Genomic DNA, 15,949 nt, shown 5'->3' with positions numbered 1-15,949 from the left:
AACTGGCGTGTGCGCTCCCGGTTGGTGGCCCTGATCCTCATCCCCACCATCGTCGGTGTACTCCTCGCCGGTATTCAGCTTGCCAACGCGATCGGCACCAGCGCCGAGTACCGGCGGCTCACCCAGGTGGCCGAGCTGGTCCAGCGCATCGGCGCGCTCTCCCACGAGATGGGCAAGGAGCGCGCGCTCACCGCCTGGTACATCGCCGACCAGCGGCGGCCCAGCCGGATGGCGCAACTGCGCACCCAGCGCGCCGTCGTGGACGGCGCCAAGACCAAGGTGCTCGACAGCACGGCCGCCATCGACGACGCGCACTCGCCCCGCGTGCGGCAAGAGGTCGAGAACATGCGCCGCTGGCTCACCGGCCTCGACGGGCTGCGCGAGTCGATCCTGGGCGACAGCGTGCCGCCCCGAGCCGCGATCCGGACCTACTCGACGATGATCGACGTCCTGGAGAACCTCCAGGACGAGCTCGGCCAGGTCGGCGACGACGACATCCTGCTCAAGGACGTGGCCGCCCTCGGCGCCCTCCAGCGGGCCAAGGAAGAGGTCTCGCGCCAGCAGGTCATCCTGGTCGTCGCGCTGGTCGAGCGGAAGCTGGACTACGACGACCTTTCGGACTTCCTCGGCTCCTGGAACGCCCAGCAGGCCGAGCTGGCCACCTTCGAGCAGGAGGCCCAGTCCAAGTACTCCGCCCTGTACAACGACACCCTCAAGGGCCCGGCCATCGACCGCGCCGACGCCATGCGCCAGCGCGCCCTGGCCCAGCTGCGCGAGTACAAGGAGATCCGCGACCTCGACATCACCGCCACCCCGCGCCGTGAGCTGTTGTTCTGGTACGACAGCACCACGCTGGCCGTCAACGCCATGCGCAAGGTGGAGGACGGCATCGCCACGGCCGTCGTGACCAAGACCCGTGAGCTGAGCGACACCGAGCAGCGCAACGCCATCATCTCCGGCGCGCTCATCCTCGTGCTGCTGCTCCTCGTCCTGGTGATCACCACCCGCGTGGCCGGTTCGCTGGTACGCCCGCTGCGCCGGCTGCGCGCCGAGGCACTCCAGGTGGCCACGACCAGGCTGCCGGAGACCGTCCGCGTGCTGCGCGAGTCCGGCGACGGCGCCGCCACCCCAGAGGTCCCCTCCGTCGGCGTCAACACCCGGGACGAGATCGGGGAAGTCGCACGGGCCTTCGACGAGGTCCACCGCGAGGCGATCCGGCTGGCCGGCGACGAGGCCAAGCTGCGCGCCAACGTCAACTCCATGTTCGTCAACCTCTCGCGCCGCTCGCAGACGCTCGTCGAGCGCCAGCTGCAGCTCATCGAAGGCCTGGAGCAGGGCGAGGAGGACGAGAACCGGCTCGCCAACCTCTTCCGACTCGACCACCTCGCCACCCGCATGCGCCGCAACAGCGAGAACCTCCTGGTCCTCGCCGGCCAGGAGGCCGCCCGCAAGTGGAGCGAGCCCGTCCCGCTGGTCGACATCGCCCGCGCCTCGCTGTCCGAGGTCGAGAACTACGAGCGGGTCCAGATCCAGATCCCGTCCGACATCCAGATCGTCGGCCCGGCCGTCACCGACGCCGTCCACCTGCTCGCCGAGCTGATCGAGAACGCGATCTCCTTCTCGCCGCGCGAGAGCCGGGTCAGCGTCACCAGCGCCCCCGCCGACGGCGGCTTCGTCGTCACCATCAGCGACCTGGGCATCGGCATGAGCGGCGACGAACTGGCCGAGGCCAACTGGCGCCTCGCCAACCCGCCCGTCGTGGACGTGTCCGTGTCCCGGCGCATGGGCCTGTTCGTGGTCGGCCGCCTGGCCCTGCGCCACGGCATCAGGGTCCAGCTCCGCATGCGGGAGACCGGCGGGCTCAGCGCGCTGGTCATGCTGCCCGACATGCTCGTCGCCGCCGCCAACGGCATGGTGCCGCAGCAGCGCGGGCAGTACGACAGCTTCACCACCTTCGACCCGGCCATGCTGGGCTCGCCGCCCTACGCCAACCCCGACACTCCCGAGGTACGCGCCCACGAGTCGCTGGCCGACACCCAGTGGCCCGGCTCGATGCCGGTGCCGGACACGGGCGGCTGGACCCCGTACGGCGAGGAGCCGTCACAGGCGGGCAAGCAGCCTTACGCGGACTCGCCCGGCGACCAGGCGCCCGCCGCCTTTGGCGAGCAGCCTTTCGCCGACCAGCAGCACTTCGCCGACCAGCCCTACGCCGAGCAGCCGCCTTCGGGAGGCCAGCCGTTCCCCGGCCAATCACCGTTCGCTGACCAGTCGCCTTTCGCCGGGCAGTCGCCCGAGGCGAGCTGGCCGTCGTTCGCCGAGCAGCCGCCGCCGCTCCCGGCCGACCAGCGCTGGCCATCCTTCGCGGAGGAGCCGCCGCCGCTTGAGGTCGACCAGCGGTGGCCGTCCTTCAGCGAAGACTCGAACTGGCCGTCGGTCGCCTCGACCCCCAACGGCAACGGCTCGGGCAACGGGCTGTTCACGCCGTACAACTCCGACTACGCCTCGCAGGACCTCACCGGTCCGCTGCCCGTGGTCGACAGCTCGCCCATGGAGTCCGAGGGCGAGGACTTCCTGCCGATCTTCTCGTCGGTGGGCTCCGACTGGTTCCGCCGCCCCGAGCCCGACCCGCTGAAGGCCCAGGAGCCGCCCGCCGACCCCGAGCTTTCCGGTCCTTCGACCGGCGCGTTCGGCCCGGTGGGACAGGGCGGCTACACCGGAGCTCCGGGTTCCGCCTCCTCCGACGGCTTCAACGGTCCGGGGACGGGCGCGTTCGGCGTGGTCGGCAACAGCCCCGCCTACGACTCCTACGAGGCCGACTCGCCCCCGACCATGCCCCACCCGGTCATCTCGGCCGACGGCCCCCCGCCGGTCTCCGGATACGGCCAGGGCTCGGGCTACGGTCAGGGCCCGGGTCACCCGGCCTCAGGCGGCCACGGGGACTCTCAGGGCGGTTACGCGCCCGCGGGCACCGGTCCAGGCACCCACGGGGACCCCGCCGGCTACCCAGGCTCCAGCTCGGACTACCCAGGCTCCGACTACGCGGGCTCGGGCGCTCCTGGCACCGGCTACAGCCCAACCCACGGCGGCCCCAGCCAAGCGGGCCCCGGTCAGGCGGGCCCCGGCAACGCGGGTTCCGGTTACGGAGCCGCCGGCCAAGCAGGTCCCGGCCAGATGGGTTCCGGCAACGCGGGTCCCGGTCATGCGGGTCCTGGTGCTGGTGGTCCCGGCGCCGGTGGTCCCGGCGCGGGTGCCGGTGGTGCGGGTGGCGCTGGGCAGGCGGGTGGCGTGGGCCGGTCTGGTCTGCCGCAGCGCAGGCCCGGGCAGTCCGGCGCCGGTGCTTCCTGGTCCTCCCCGGCCGACAGCGGATTCCAGGCCGCGCAGGCCGCCGCCGAGCCCGCCAGGGGTGGTACCACCGCCTCCGGCCTGCCGCGGCGCGTGCCCAAGGCCAATCTGGTGCCGGGCACGGCGGGCTCCGCCGAGCCCCAATTGACGTCTCCGCCGCCGTCGATCTCACCCGAGCGCCTGCGCAGCAGGCTCTCCAGCTTCCAGCAGGGTGTACGGCAGGGCCGTGAGGATCTGAAGGAGAAGGAATGAGAGAACTGAGCCAGGGAGCGCGTGGCATCAGCTGGCTGATCACCGATTTCGTCAACAACGTGCCCGGTGTCGCGCACACCGTTGTCGTGTCGTCGGACGGTCTGCCGCTGGCCTTCTCCGAGGGGTTCCCCAAGGACCGGGCCGACCAGCTCGCCGCGGTCGCCTCCGGTGTGATCAGCTTGACCCAGGGCGCGGCCCGCGTCTTCGAGGGCGGCATGGTCACCCAGACCGTGATCGAGATGCAACGCGGCCTTTTGATGATCATGTCGATCAGTGATGGATCCTGTCTGGCGGTGCTCGCCTCGCCGGACTGCGACATGGGCCTGGTGGCCTACCAGATGACGCTCCTCGTCGAGCGGGCCGGCCAGGTGCTGACGCCCGCCGTACGGGCGGAGCTGCAGGCGGCCCGCCCCCGCTAGCCGGGCGGTGACAGGAGATCATGGTGTCAGGTCAGGGTTGGGCTGGTGATAGCACTCCGCCGCATCCGTCGGCGCCCCGTCCGCAGAAGCCGAGCTCACTGGTGCGGCCTTATGCCGTGACCGGGGGGCGGACCGCTCCGCGGATGAAGTTCGCCATGGAGGCGCTGGTTTCCTCCGTGACGTCGGAATACCAAGATATTTCCCTCTTGAGTCCGGAGTATCAGGCGATCATCCAGCTGACACGAAATGTTCGGTCGGTTGCGGAGATCTCCGCCCTTTTACGGCAACCTCTCGGGGTGGTCCGGGTGCTGATCGCCGACATGGCGTCGGAAGGCCTGATCCGCGTGCACCAGCCTGCGCTGGACGCGGGGAAGCCGGACCTCAACTTGCTCGAAAGGGTACTCAGTGGACTTCGCAGGCTCTAGCGCCGGCCTCACCTCGACGAAGATCGTCGTGGCTGGAGGCTTCGGCGTGGGCAAGACGACGTTCGTGGGAGCGGTCTCTGAGATCCTGCCGCTCACCACGGAGGCCGTCATGACCGACGCGTCGGCCGGCGTCGACGACGTGTCGCTCACTCCCAACAAGACCACGACCACGGTGGCGATGGACTTCGGCCGGGTCTCGCTGGACCGCGACCTGATCCTGTACCTGTTCGGGACGCCCGGTCAGCACCGGTTCTGGTTCATGTGGGACGACCTGGTACGCGGCGCCATCGGCGCGGTGGTCCTCGTGGACACGCGCCGCCTGGCCGACAGCTTCCCGGCCATCGACTACTTCGAAGAGGCCAAGCTGCCGTTCGTGGTCGGTGTGAACGGCTGGGACGGCGCCTTTTTGCACGACGAGCGGGAACTGCGCGAGGCACTGACGGTCGGCGACGGCACCCCGATCGTCCGCCTCGACGCCCGCAACCGGGAGTCGGTCAAGTCCACCCTGATCACGCTGGTCGAACACGCCCTGACCCGCCAGATCGCCCCGGCCTAACCCGCCACAACCCAGGAAAGTTGGCCGAGCCGACCAGGCCCGGCCAACCAACCAACTTGCCAAACAGGCCCAGAACCCACCCCGCCGCCCCTGGCCGAGAACCCACCCAAGGGGCACTGGCTTGGACCCCGCTCTGGCCCGGCGTGAACCCACGCCTGACCCCGGTGAACCAGCCTCGCGCGGTCCACGCGGAGAGCCTCTGGGCATGCCGGGTTTTCCCGCTCAGCGGGTGCGCGAGCGCACGTTGCGGTGGCCGGCCGGGGAGGCGGAGGAGCGTTCCCCTGGAAGGTCACCGGCCACGTGCGGCGGGTGGGGGTGGGGCGGCTTGCCGTAACTCAAAAACAAGACAGCCCTGTGGGAAAGTCAGGCAGGAGTCTTGGAGTCCAGGCCGCGGACGAGACGCCCCACCTCGGCGCGGAGGTGGACGAAGTCGGGGTGCTCGCGGGTGGTGATCTGGTCGCGGGGCGACGGCAGGTCCACGGGCAGGTCGCCGACCACGTTGGCGGGGGCCTTGGACAGGACGACCACGCGGTCCCCGACGTAAACGCTCTCGTCGATGTCGTGCGTGATGAGCACGATCGTCATCTGGTGGTGGCCGCGCACCTGCAGGACGAGGTCTTCGAGGTCCTCGCGGGTCTGGGCGTCGACGGAGCCGAAGGGCTCGTCCATGAGCATGAGCGTCGGCCGGTAGGCGAGGGCGCGGGCGATGGCCACGCGCTGCTGCATGCCGCCGGACAGCTGGAACGGGTATTTCTTGCCCGCGTCCCCCAGCCCGACCGACTCCAGCGCTTCCTGCGCGGCGTCTCTGCGCGCTTTCTTGTCCATGTTCTTGCGGCGCAGCGGCAGGGCGACGTTGTCGGCCACCGACATCCACGGGAACAACGAGCGGCTGTAGTCCTGGAAGACGACGGCCAGGTTGTCGGGTGTGTGGGTGACCAGCTGCCCGTCGACCTTGATCTCGCCGCCGGTGGGCGTGAGCAGGCCGGCGATGCTGCGCAGCAGCGTGGACTTGCCGGCGCCGGAGGGGCCGACGACGCACAACAGTTCGCCGTCGGCGACGCTCAGGGAGAGGCCTTCGATGGCGTGGTGGGCGCTGGGGCCGCTGCCGTAGGTGTGGCTGAGGTTGGATATCTCGAGCAAGGCTGGGTTCCTTGAGGGGCGCGAGTGACCCCCTGACTCTAGCGGAGGCCCGAATTGTGAGGCCATAGCTGGCATTGACCAGAATTCGCGCTGCTTTGTGCCTTTGAGTCCGAATTGGGGATTTCACTCGTCGAAAAGGTGTCAGAAAAGCCGCGCGTCATGAAATATCGTCTCTTGCGGCAGGCCCTCCCCACCCCCCGGAGCGCACACCATGAGACGTACGATCCCCGCCCTCCTGCTCGCCACCACCCTGGCGCTGACCGCGTGCGGGGGTGCCGAGCAGGCGTCCACCGGCGGGCTGGAGAAGCCCGTCATCAAGGTGGGCGCGCTGCCCATCCCCGACGCGGCCGCGCTCTACATCGCCCGGTCCAAGGGCTACTTCAAGGAAGAGGGCCTGACCGTCGAGCCGATCACGATCCAGGGCGGCGCCGTCGCGCTGCCGCAGATCAAGAGCGGGGCCCTCGACATCTCCCACACCAACTACGTCTCCACGTTCCTGGCCGCGGGCAGGGGCGAGAAGATCAAGGTCGTCGGCGACCTCTACGGCGCCGCCCCGAACACCTTCGACCTCATGGTGGCCAAGGACTCCCCGATCAAGGCGGTAGCCGACCTCAAGGGCAAGACGATCCTGGTCAACACCCTCAACAACATCGGCACGCTGGCCGTCACCTCGACGCTGAAGAGCGCGGGCGTGGCGCCGGGCGAGGTGAAGTTCATCGAGAAGCCCTTCCCCGACATGGGCAACGCGCTGGCCGCCGGGCAGGCCGACGCCGCGTGGCTGACCGAGCCGTTCATCACCGCCACACAGGTCCAGCCGGGCCTGCGCGTACTCGCCGACACCATGACCGGGCCGACCGCCGGCCTGCCGATCGCCGCCTGGATGGCCACCGGCGAGTGGGTCGCGAAGAACCCCAAGACGCTCGCCGCCTTCCAGCGCGCGATCGGCAAGGCGCAGAAGCTGGCCGCCGGTGACCGCACGGTGGTCGACGCGATCATCCCCACCTACTCGAAGATCGACCAGGCCGCGGTCACGAAGATCGCGCTGGGCACCTTCCCGACCGACCTCGACCCGGCCAGGCTGCAGCGGGTGGCCGACCTGATGCTGGAGTTCGGGTATCTCAAGCAGCCCCTGGACGTCAAGACGCTCCTGGTCAGCCCCACCGGATGAGCGTGCGTGCCGTGCGGGGCGCGGCGGGCGTCGCCGCGTTCCTGCTCGTGGCCGAGCTGGTCGTGCGCTTCTGGCTGGCCGAGGGCGTGGTGTTCCCGCCGCCCTCGCTCGTCCTGGTCGAGGCCGCGCTGCTCCTGGCCGACCCCGGGTTCCTGGCGGGCGTCGCCGCCACCCTGCTCAACTGGGCGCTCGGTCTGCTGGCCGCCGTCGCCGTCGCGGTGCCCGTCGGCGTGGCGCTCGGCGCGCTGCCCGCCGCCGAGCGGGCGACCCGCCCGCTGCTGGAGTTCATGCGTCCCATCCCGTCGGTGGCCATCATCCCGCTGGCGATCCTGCTCATCCCCGCCGACGTCGCGATGAAGGCCTCGGTGATCGTGTACGCCGCCGTGTGGCCCGTCCTCATCAACACGCTGTACGGCATGCGCGAGGTCGACCCCCTGGCCAAGGACTCCCTGCGCAGCTTCGGCTTCGGCCCGCTGGCGGTGCTGTGGCGGGTCAGCCTGCCCAGCGCCGCCCCGTTCGTGGCCACAGGTGTCCGCATCGCCGCCGGGGTGGCCCTCATCCTCGCGGTCAGCGCGGAACTGCTGGCCGGGGGCAGCTCCGGCATCGGCGTCTTCGTCATCCAGGCGGGCAGCGGCAACCGTACCGATCTCATGCTGGCCGCCACCCTCTGGGCGGGCGCGGCGGGCCTGGTGGCCAACACGCTGCTGGTGGCGGCGGAGCGCCGCCTGTTCCGCTGGCACGAGGCGCGCAGGGGAGTGGCCGAGTGAGCGGGCCGAACAGGCTGTGGTCCGTGCCGTGGTCCGTGCCCGCTGTGCTGAACAGGGTGTGGTTCGTGCCCGCTGTGCTGGTCGTGTGGGAGGTGCTCACGCGGCTCAAGGCCGACACCGACTTTCCGCCGCCGACCGCCATCGCGGGCCGGATGCGCGAGCTGTGGTTCTCCGGCCCGGCGGCCCGGTTGTTCCTGACCGACGAGGCGGTGGCCAATCTGCTGCCGAGCCTGGCGCGCATGTTCACCGGATGGGTGCTGGCCGCCGCGGCCGGTGTGCTGGCGGGGGTGCTGATCGGCCGTTCGCGGGCGGCCCAGGACTACGCCGGGCCGCTGATCCAGTTCGGCCGCTCGGTGCCGCCGCCGCTGCTGCTGCCCTTCTTCCTCGCGCTGCTGCAGGGCGGCCTGGCCACGCAGCTGGCCGCGATCGTCTTCGGCGTGATCTGGCCGGTGCTGCTGAACTCCATCGACGGCGCCCGCTCGGTCGAGGTCCTGCAGATCGAGACGGCCCGCGTGTTCGGGCTGTCCCGCGCGGAGCAGGTACGCAAGGTCATCATCCCGGCGGCGGCGCCGAAGATCCTGGCCGGTCTGCGGTTGAGTCTTTCGCTGGCACTGATCATGATGGTGATCTCCGAGTTGTTCGGCGGCACCGACGGGATCGGTTATCAGCTGCTTCAGGCGCAGCGGGGGTTCGACACCCCGGGGGTCTGGGCCGCCATCGCGCTGCTCGGTCTGCTCGGTTACGTGGTGAACTCCATGTTCGTCGTGATCGAGCGCCGCCTGCTCGGGTGGCAGGGGGCGTAAGCCGGAAGAGGTGGAAATTTCATGAAATTCTCCCGAGTGTCGCTGTTAGCTGGTCTGGTGGCCGCCTTGGCACTGGCGGGTTGCGGCTCGGGGACGGGCGGGGCGGAACCGGGCAAGACGGCCACCGGTCAGGAGTCGAGCGTGGTCAAGGCGATGGCGCTGCCGTTCCTCGACCAGGCGGGGTTGCACGTGGGGCTCGACAAGGGCGTCTTCGCGACCGAGGGCGTCGAGCTTTCCGCGCAGTTCTTCACTGACAGCAAGGCCGGAAGCGTCGCCTTCAACAGCGGCGAGGTCGACCTGGGTTTCGCCAACTACGTGAGCCTGCTGCAGATCATCGACAACGGCGCCAAACTGAAGATCATCTCTGAGGGGTCGGTCGGCAAGCCCGGCGTCCAGGCGGTCATGGTGCCGGAGTCCTCGCCGATCAAGACGGTCAAGGACCTGGAGGGCAAGAAGGTCGCCGTCGCCGTGCTGAAGAACGTCCAGCCGCTCATGCTCAACGCGGTGCTGCGCGACGCCGGCGCCGATCCGGCCAAGGTCGAGTACGTGCAGGTGCCGGTCCCGAACACGGTCGCCGCCGTCGAGGCGGGGCAGGTGGACGCCGCCGCCTTCACCGAGCCGTTCACCAGCCTGGCGGCCGGCAAGGGCTTCCGCCTCGTCACCGACCTGGCCTCCGGCACCACGCAGAACTGGCCCACCGCCGGCTACTTCGTCAAGCAGGAATGGATCGACGCCCGCCCGAAGACCGCCGCCGCCCTCGCCACGGCGCTCGGCAAGGCGCAGAGCCTGGCCGCCGACCGGGTCAGCGTCGAGAAGGTCCTGCAACTGCCCACCTACACCAAGATGGACGCCACGACCGCCGCGGCGATCAAGCTCGTCGACTTCCCGACCGCGCCCGATGCCGCCCGCCTGCAGCGCGTCATCGACCAGATGAGGGTCGAGGGCCTGCTCAAGGGCAATTTCAAGGCCACCGACCTCATCTACACCCCGGGCGGTTGACCGGTTCGCGCTGGCGCGGCGCCGTGGGCGTCGCGCTGTTGCTGGCCGGCCTGGAGGTGCTGGGCCGGGCGAGCGGCGGCACGCTGCCGCCCGCCGGGGAGGTCCTGGCCAGGGCGGCCACGCTCGCCCTGGAGCCCGGCTACCTGTCCCATCTCGCCGGCACCCTGCTCACCTGGGCGGGCGGCACCCTCCTGGCCACCGCCATCGCGATCCCGGCCGGGCTGCTGCTCGGCAGCCTGCCGGGCGTGGAGCGGGCGAGCAGGGCGGTGCTGGAGTTCCTGCGTCCGATGCCGGGCGTCGCGCTCTTCCCGCTGGTCGGCATGATGCTCGGCTCCGGCGGCGCCACCCGGGTCGTGGTCGTCACCTACGTCGCGCTGTGGCCGGTCCTGTTCAACGCCGTGTACGGACTGCGCGACGTCGAGCCGGTGGCCGTGGACACGCTGCGCGCCTTCGGCTTCGGCCGCGCCGCGGTGCTGGTGCGGGTGTCGCTGCCGAGCGCGGCGCCGTTCATCGCCACCGGTGTACGGCTCGCGGCCGGCATAGCCCTGATCGCCACCATCGCCGGCGAGATCTTCATGGGCACCGGCCAGGGCATCGGGGTGCACGTGGCCCAGTCCACGTTCGTCCCCGACGCCACGGCCGAGGTGCTGGCCGTCACCGTCTGGGCCGCCCTGCTCGGCCTGCTCGCCAACACCCTGCTGGTACGCGGCGAGCGCCGCCTGTTCTTCTGGGCCCACCGGTGATCCGCTGGGCGGTGTTCGCCGCCTGCGCGCTGGCCTGGGAGGCGCTGTCGCGCTCGGCGGGCAACCGCTTCTTCCCGCCGCCTTCGCAGATCGCGGCCCGCATGTACGAGTTGTGGTTCTCCGGCTCTTACATCTTCACCGACGAGGCGGTCGAGCACCTCGCCCCGAGCCTGGGCAGGCTGGCCGCCGGGCTGGCCGGAGCGGTGGTCACCGGAGTGGTCCTGGGCTTCGTCCTGGGCCGGTCGGCGAAGGCGCGCGCCTACGCCGACCCCGTGCTGCAGCTCTTCCGCGCCGTCCCGCCCCCGCTGCTGGTGCCGGTCTTCATCGTGCTGCTCAGCGTCGGCACCCAGATGCAGCTGGCCACGATCGCCTTCGCCACGCTCTGGCCGATCCTGCTCAACACCGCCGACGGCGTCAGCGGCGTGGACCGGAGGCATCTGGAGACCGCCCAGGTCTTCCGGCTCACCGCCGCCCAGCGGCTGTGGCGGGTGCTCGTGCCGTCGGCGCTGCCGAAGGTGTTCGCCGGGCTGCGGCTGAGCATGTCCGTGGCGCTGATCCTCATGGTCTTCTCCGAGCTGATGCCCGGCTCCTCCAACGGCATCGGCTACCTGCTGCAGGACGCCTACGCGGTCGGCGACCTGCCCAGGATGTGGTCGGCGGTGGTGCTGATCGGGGTGCTCGGCTACGTGCTCAACGCGGTGTTGCTGGCCGTTCAGCGCAGGGTGCTGGCCTGGCAGGGCGGCTAGAACGCGCGGCGGATCGGGGGCGCGTACCCGGCCGAGTCGATGCCCCACGAGGAGATCGAGGCGGGCAGCAGCTCGAGCCACTGCGGCCCGCCGCCGCGCACCACCCGCTCGCCGCCGCTGTCGTGGAGCTTGGCGGTGCCGCGGATGAGCAGGCCGCGCGGCACGCCGTCCTCGGTGTAGTCGTCCACGACGATCGCCAGCTCCGGGTTCTCGGCGGCGTTGTCGCGGTAGGCGCGCCGCTGCCCGCGGGCAGGCAGGTCGCGCGCGCCGATCTCCAGCGACCGCCCGCCCTCCGACAGCCGGAACCGCACCGGCACCACGTGCGGGCGCCCGTCCGCGGCCGCGCTGGCCAGCCGGCCGATGGTGTGGTCACGCAGGTAGAGGAGCTCGCCTTCAGTGAACACCGGGCCTCACGAGATAGGAGCCGAGGGGACGGCCGATGATCTTACCGGCGTCCATGACGTGGTGGCCGCGCACGAACGTGTCGGTCACCCGCGCCGTCAGCTCGAAGCCCTCGAACGGCGTGTACTCCTGCGTGGACTCCGAGTCGGCCGCGTGCACCGTCCACGTCTGGTCCGGGTCCAGCAGCGCCACGTCCGCGTCGTAGCCGGGCGCGATCGTGCCCTTGGCCCGCAGGCCGTACCTGCGCGCGGGGTTCCACGCGGTGAGCGCCGCGATCCTCCCGTACGGCAGGCCGCGCCGCCGCCCCTCGGAGACGAGCCCGGGAAGCAGATACTCCGCGCCCCCGAAGCCCGCCTTGGCCACGAACACGTCGTCCTTCGGCTCGCCGTACTTCAGCTCCTCGCGGCAGCAGGCGTGGTCGCTGACCACCCAGTCGACGGTGCCGTCGAGCACGTACTCCCACAGTGCCTCGACGTCCTCCTGGGGCCGGATCGGCGGGTTGACCTTGCCGCCCAGCCCTTCCGCCGTCTCGACGGAGGCCAGCAGGTGCCCGATGGTGACCTCGCGGCGGAAGTCGATGTTCGGGAAGGCGGCGGCCATGCGCACCGCGGCGTCCAGCGCCTTGCGCGAGGACAGGTGCAGCAGGTTGATGTTGGCCAGCCCGGTCTCGTGGGCCAGGTAGGAGGCGATGAAGACGGCCAGGCCCTCGGAGTGCGGCGGCCGCGAGGCGCTGTAGGCGGCCAGGCCGCTGAGCTCGCCGGCCTCCTCGACCAGCTTGGTGTAGGCGGTCATGATCTCGGCGGTCTCGCAGTGCAGCGACAGCGAGATCTCGTCGGCCAGGTCGGGGAAACGTTCGCGGGCCGCCTGGACGCCGCGCATGACGAACTCGAAGTGGGCGTAGTCGTAGCGTTCGCCGTCGGGCAGCATGAGGAAACGGCTCTGGTCGTTGGAGCGGCCGTGCAGGCCGTGCCCGCCGTAGAACATGAAGATCTTGAAGCTGGGCACGCCGTGCTTCTCGATCAGGTCGGGCAGTTCGGCGATGTGCGTGCTCGACATGGGCGCCAGGTGGAAGCCGTAGTCGATGTAGGCGCGGCCCTCGGCCCTGGCGAGCACCTCGGGGAAGAACTCGGCGTAGGGGCCGCCCCGGTTGAGGTAGTACTGGCCGGTGCGCATGTAGGTGAGCGCGGTGGTGACGCCGCCCTGGGCGGCCGCCCGGCTCTCGGTCGAGGCGTCCTCCTCCAGCGCGTTGTAGATGCCCCAGTGCTGGTGGGCGTCGACCACGCCGGGGAAGGCGAGCTTGCCGTTCCCCTCGATGACGTCGTCGCCGGGCGGCAGGCCGGGGGCGACCGCGGTGATGCGGCCGTCCGTTATCGCGATGTCCGCCTCAACGGGTTCGTCACGCTCGTGGGTGACGACCCGCACGTTCCTGATCAGCAGGTCTGTCATGACCGCCTCCGGTTGTGGTGCCAGGCGAGGACGCGGCGCTCGCCCATGAGGAACAGGGAGTTGAGAACGAAGCCCAGCACGCCGAGCATCACGACGCCGGCCCACAGGGCGGGCATGTCGGCATTGTTGGAGGCGAGGCTGAGCAGGTAGCCGATGCCCTCCGTGCTGCCCTTGAGCTCGGAGACGACCATGAGGATGAGCGCCAGCGAGACGCTCAGCCGCAGTCCGGCGAAGATCTTGGGGGACGCGGCGGGCAGGATGATGCGCAGGACCCGCAGGTGGGCGGGGATGCCGAAGACGGTGGCCGTCTCGATCTGCATCCGCTCCACGTGGCGGGCGCCGTCGATGGAGTTCAGCAGGATCGGCCAGATGACACCGAAGATGATCGTGGCCACCTGCACCTCGGTGCCCATGCTGAACAGCACCAGGAAGACCGGGAGCATCGCCGGCGGCGGCACCGCCCGGCCGAACTCCACGAGCGGGTCGATGTAGTCGGCCAGCCACCGCGTACGCCCCAGCGCCACGCCCAGCAGGACGCCGACCAGTACCGCCACGCACCAGGCGCCGACCACCCTGGCCAGGCTCGGCCAGACGTGCCCGATCGCCTCCTCGGCGGCGAACATCTCATACAGCCGCACCATGATGCGCGAGGGCGCGGGGAAGTACGGGCTGGCGACCGCCATCGCGGCCAGCTCCCAGCCGACCAGGACGACGGGGATCAGCCAGAGCCGCTTGACGAGAGTCTTGATCATGCGCTTCGCCACCTGAACAGCCGCCGCTCGGCGCGCAGCAGCACCGCGTTGACCACCAGGCCGACCAGCCCGGCCCAGATCAGCGTCGCGATCACGTCGAGCATGGCCGACTCGCCGATGCCGGTGCTGGCCTCGATGAGGAACCTGCCCACGCCGCTGGCGCCGCCGACGAAGTACTCCACGCTGATGGCCAGGATGAGGGTGACCGAGGCGGCCAGCCGTACACCGGTGAAGATGAACGGCGCCGCGCTCGGCAGCGCCACCCGCCACACCACCGCGCCCGCGCCGAAGCCGAACGAGCGCAGGGTCTCGGCGGCGACCGGGTCGACGTCGCGCACGCCGTACAGGGTGTTGATGAGGATGGGCCAGGACGCGGCGTAGACGATCAGCGCGATCTTGGCGTTGATCTCCGGAGTGAAGAAGAACAGCGCCAGCGGGATCAGCGCGACCGACGGGATGGGCCGCAGGAACTCGACGATGGCGCGCGTGGTCTCCTCGACCACCGGCACCGTTCCGAGCAGCAGCCCCACCGGTACGGCCAGCAGCACCGCGAGCCCGAGCCCGAGGATCGCGGCGGTCAGCGTGGCGGCCAGGTCGCCGAGGAAGACGGGGTCGGCGGCCAGCGTCGCGAACCTGATCAGCGAGTCCGAGGCGTTCGGCAGCCAGGTGAACAGCCCGGCCCGGCTGACGACCTCCCACAGAAGCAGAAAAGCCGCCACGCCGACGACGTGGCGGGTGATCTTCCCTATCGGGACGCGGGCGAGCGGGTCGCGCTCGCGCCGCGTTCCGTCGATCGCTGCGGTCATCCCTGCGGATTGACGATCATCGTGCTCACGTCCATCTTCGCCTTCAGGAAGCCGTACTCGGCCATCAGGTCGGCGACGCGTTGGATGCGCTGGGCGTTCAGCGAGGTCGGATAGTTGCCGAGGTTGATCGTCGCGGCCGTTTCCTTGGGGATCTTCGTGAACGTGGGCAGGATCGCGGTCACCGCGTCACGGTCGGTGGCGGCGATGTTCTGCGCCTTGGCCATCGCGCGCTGGAAGGCGGCCATGGTCTTGGGGTTCTCGCTGATCCACTTCTCGGTGGCGGCCCAGCCGGTGATGGGCAGGCTCTCGGTGGGGCCGGACATGGTGTCGATCAGCATGGTGGCGCCGAGCTTGCTCTCCGCCTCGCTGACGTACGGGTCGGTCATCCAGACCGCGTCCGCGTCGCCCTTCTCCAGCGACGACAGCCAGTTGGTGGTCGCGATCTCGACGTAGGTGACGTCCTTCTGCGGGTCAACGCCGTTGATCTTCAGGTGCGGGTTCATGGTGAGAACGCCGAGTCCCTTGAGCGCGTTGACGCCGATCTTCTTTCCCTTGAGGTCGGAGATTTTCTTGATCGGTGAATTCTTCGCGACCATCACACCGAACGCGCCACTGGCTCCCTGATAGGAGTCGGCGATGTACTTGAACTTCTCCGAACCGCCCTCCTGAATGGTCAGGATGGTGGCGTAGCTGCCAAGGACGACGTCCATCTGGCCGTTGCTGAGCTTGGGCAAGACAGCCTGCGGGGCCTGGATGGGCTCCTGCCTGACCTCAAGTCCCTGCTCCTTGAAGAAGCCGCGTTCCATGGCGATGAACAGGGGCGCCGAGTCGGCTCCGGGGTACTGGCCGATGAGCAACGAGGTCTTCTCCAGACCCGACGCGTTGGCCGTACCCCCCGGTTTGCTTTCCGTCCCGGATCCAGAAGAACACCCCGCAATCACCAGGGTTGTCGCCAGGCCGATCAGGGCGGTGCGCCCCAGGGCACGTAACCGCATGCCGTGTCTCCTTATGAACCAGGGGGTGTGAGCGACGATGACACGCACTGTAACGCACGAGAAGAGATTTAAAGGAGATATAGTGGATATGTCAGTTTTAGCCTTTTGACCGTCGGATTTAAATTAAACCGCGTACTTTGTCCGGTTTTATGGGTATTTATGTTGGTATGTCGTGTAGGTGGCAGGGT

The 15,949-nt window shown here is 69.8% G+C and carries 16 protein-coding genes; 10 read left to right on the top strand and 6 right to left on the bottom strand.

What is annotated here, in order from left to right; genetic code table 11:
* Positions 1–24: 24 nt before the first annotated feature.
* The 4 genes from HNR40_RS25725 to HNR40_RS25710 are packed head-to-tail and all read left to right on the top strand — an operon-like array spanning position 25 to position 4,994.
* Positions 25–3,594 carry a nitrate- and nitrite sensing domain-containing protein gene (locus tag HNR40_RS25725; RefSeq protein WP_184965601.1) on the top strand — a complete coding sequence of 1,190 codons (3,570 nt, stop codon included), beginning with the start codon at positions 25–27 and terminating at the stop codon, positions 3,592–3,594.
* Complete coding sequence (locus tag HNR40_RS25720) at positions 3,591–4,013, top strand: roadblock/LC7 domain-containing protein (RefSeq protein ID WP_157250067.1); 423 nt, start codon at positions 3,591–3,593, stop codon at positions 4,011–4,013. The genes HNR40_RS25725 and HNR40_RS25720 overlap by 4 nt, the downstream gene beginning before the upstream one ends.
* A 20-nt stretch (positions 4,014–4,033) precedes the next feature.
* Positions 4,034–4,438 carry a DUF742 domain-containing protein gene (locus tag HNR40_RS25715; RefSeq protein ID WP_214641576.1) on the top strand — a complete coding sequence of 135 codons (405 nt, stop codon included), beginning with the start codon at positions 4,034–4,036 and terminating at the stop codon, positions 4,436–4,438.
* Positions 4,419–4,994: a GTP-binding protein gene (locus HNR40_RS25710; RefSeq protein WP_184965600.1), complete on the top strand. Its 576-nt coding sequence runs from the start codon at positions 4,419–4,421 to the stop codon at positions 4,992–4,994. Before HNR40_RS25715 ends, HNR40_RS25710 begins: the two co-directional genes overlap by 20 nt.
* A 363-nt stretch (positions 4,995–5,357) precedes the next feature.
* Here the strand turns inward: HNR40_RS25710 and HNR40_RS25705 are convergent, their stop codons facing one another.
* Entirely contained in the window at positions 5,358–6,134 is a 777-nt protein-coding gene (locus tag HNR40_RS25705) for an ABC transporter ATP-binding protein (RefSeq protein ID WP_246509483.1), read from the bottom strand.
* 211 nt (positions 6,135–6,345) lie between these two features.
* Between HNR40_RS25705 and HNR40_RS25700 the strand changes: the two genes are divergently transcribed.
* The 6 genes from HNR40_RS25700 (at position 6,346) to HNR40_RS25680 (ending at position 11,360) form a co-directional block, all read left to right on the top strand.
* The gene (locus HNR40_RS25700; RefSeq protein WP_246509482.1) at positions 6,346–7,302 is read left to right on the top strand and encodes an ABC transporter substrate-binding protein; all 957 of its coding nucleotides are present in this window, start codon (positions 6,346–6,348) and stop codon (positions 7,300–7,302) included.
* The gene (locus HNR40_RS25695) at positions 7,299–8,069 is read left to right on the top strand and encodes an ABC transporter permease (protein WP_184965598.1); all 771 of its coding nucleotides are present in this window, start codon (positions 7,299–7,301) and stop codon (positions 8,067–8,069) included. The genes HNR40_RS25700 and HNR40_RS25695 overlap by 4 nt, the downstream gene beginning before the upstream one ends.
* Positions 8,070–8,134: 65 nt before the next feature.
* On the top strand, positions 8,135–8,872 hold the full coding sequence (locus HNR40_RS25690; RefSeq protein ID WP_312896506.1) for an ABC transporter permease: 738 nt from the start codon (positions 8,135–8,137) through the stop codon (positions 8,870–8,872).
* Positions 8,873–8,893: 21 nt separating this feature from the next.
* Positions 8,894–9,871, top strand: a complete 978-nt coding sequence (locus tag HNR40_RS54930) for an ABC transporter substrate-binding protein (RefSeq protein WP_246509481.1) — start codon at positions 8,894–8,896, stop codon at positions 9,869–9,871.
* Entirely contained in the window at positions 9,868–10,614 is a 747-nt protein-coding gene (locus tag HNR40_RS25685) for an ABC transporter permease (protein WP_246509480.1), read from the top strand. Before HNR40_RS54930 ends, HNR40_RS25685 begins: the two co-directional genes overlap by 4 nt.
* Positions 10,611–11,360 (top strand): ABC transporter permease, encoded by a 750-nt coding sequence (locus tag HNR40_RS25680; protein WP_312896505.1) that lies wholly within the window; start codon positions 10,611–10,613, stop codon positions 11,358–11,360. The genes HNR40_RS25685 and HNR40_RS25680 overlap by 4 nt, the downstream gene beginning before the upstream one ends.
* Here the strand turns inward: HNR40_RS25680 and HNR40_RS25675 are convergent.
* From HNR40_RS25675 to HNR40_RS25655, 5 genes are read right to left on the bottom strand one after another with little or no spacing between them, the layout of a single operon-like run.
* Positions 11,357–11,764, bottom strand: a complete 408-nt coding sequence (locus tag HNR40_RS25675; protein WP_184965596.1) for a pyridoxamine 5'-phosphate oxidase family protein — start codon at positions 11,762–11,764, stop codon at positions 11,357–11,359. The two genes, HNR40_RS25680 and HNR40_RS25675, sit on opposite strands and share 4 nt — an antisense overlap.
* Positions 11,754–13,208, bottom strand: coding sequence for a dihydroorotase (locus tag HNR40_RS25670; RefSeq protein ID WP_184965594.1), 1,455 nt, complete (start codon positions 13,206–13,208; stop codon positions 11,754–11,756). Before HNR40_RS25670 ends, HNR40_RS25675 begins: the two co-directional genes overlap by 11 nt.
* Positions 13,205–13,960: an ABC transporter permease gene (locus tag HNR40_RS25665; protein ID WP_184965592.1), complete on the bottom strand. Its 756-nt coding sequence runs from the start codon at positions 13,958–13,960 to the stop codon at positions 13,205–13,207. The genes HNR40_RS25670 and HNR40_RS25665 overlap by 4 nt, the downstream gene beginning before the upstream one ends.
* Positions 13,957–14,766: an ABC transporter permease gene (locus tag HNR40_RS25660; protein WP_184965590.1), complete on the bottom strand. Its 810-nt coding sequence runs from the start codon at positions 14,764–14,766 to the stop codon at positions 13,957–13,959. The genes HNR40_RS25665 and HNR40_RS25660 overlap by 4 nt, the downstream gene beginning before the upstream one ends.
* Positions 14,763–15,761, bottom strand: coding sequence for an ABC transporter substrate-binding protein (locus HNR40_RS25655; protein WP_184965588.1), 999 nt, complete (start codon positions 15,759–15,761; stop codon positions 14,763–14,765). The genes HNR40_RS25660 and HNR40_RS25655 overlap by 4 nt, the downstream gene beginning before the upstream one ends.
* Positions 15,762–15,949 lie beyond the last annotated feature (188 nt).

The sequence above is a fragment of the Nonomuraea endophytica genome, assembly GCF_014203235.1.
GTDB classification, from domain to species: Bacteria; Actinomycetota; Actinomycetes; order Streptosporangiales; family Streptosporangiaceae; genus Nonomuraea; species Nonomuraea endophytica.
The sequence above is the reverse complement of the archived record's forward strand: the minus strand, read 5'-3'. Positions and strand labels throughout refer to the sequence as shown.

What these genes read in the sequence shown, in the direction of transcription:
- HNR40_RS54930 (WP_246509481.1), top strand. Translation starts at nt 8,894, where the DNA reads ATGAAATTCTCCCGAGTGTCGCTGTTAGCTGGTCTGGTGGCCGCCTTG.
- HNR40_RS25665 (WP_184965592.1), bottom strand. Translation starts at nt 13,960, where the DNA reads ATGATCAAGACTCTCGTCAAGCGGCTCTGGCTGATCCCCGTCGTCCTG.
- HNR40_RS25660 (WP_184965590.1), bottom strand. Translation starts at nt 14,766, where the DNA reads ATGACCGCAGCGATCGACGGAACGCGGCGCGAGCGCGACCCGCTCGCC.
- HNR40_RS25720 (WP_157250067.1), top strand. Translation starts at nt 3,591, where the DNA reads ATGAGAGAACTGAGCCAGGGAGCGCGTGGCATCAGCTGGCTGATCACC.
- HNR40_RS25700 (WP_246509482.1), top strand. Translation starts at nt 6,346, where the DNA reads ATGAGACGTACGATCCCCGCCCTCCTGCTCGCCACCACCCTGGCGCTG.
- HNR40_RS25670 (WP_184965594.1), bottom strand. Translation starts at nt 13,208, where the DNA reads ATGACAGACCTGCTGATCAGGAACGTGCGGGTCGTCACCCACGAGCGT.
- HNR40_RS25655 (WP_184965588.1), bottom strand. Translation starts at nt 15,761, where the DNA reads ATGCGGTTACGTGCCCTGGGGCGCACCGCCCTGATCGGCCTGGCGACA.
- HNR40_RS25715 (WP_214641576.1), top strand. Translation starts at nt 4,034, where the DNA reads ATGGTGTCAGGTCAGGGTTGGGCTGGTGATAGCACTCCGCCGCATCCG.
- HNR40_RS25695 (WP_184965598.1), top strand. Translation starts at nt 7,299, where the DNA reads ATGAGCGTGCGTGCCGTGCGGGGCGCGGCGGGCGTCGCCGCGTTCCTG.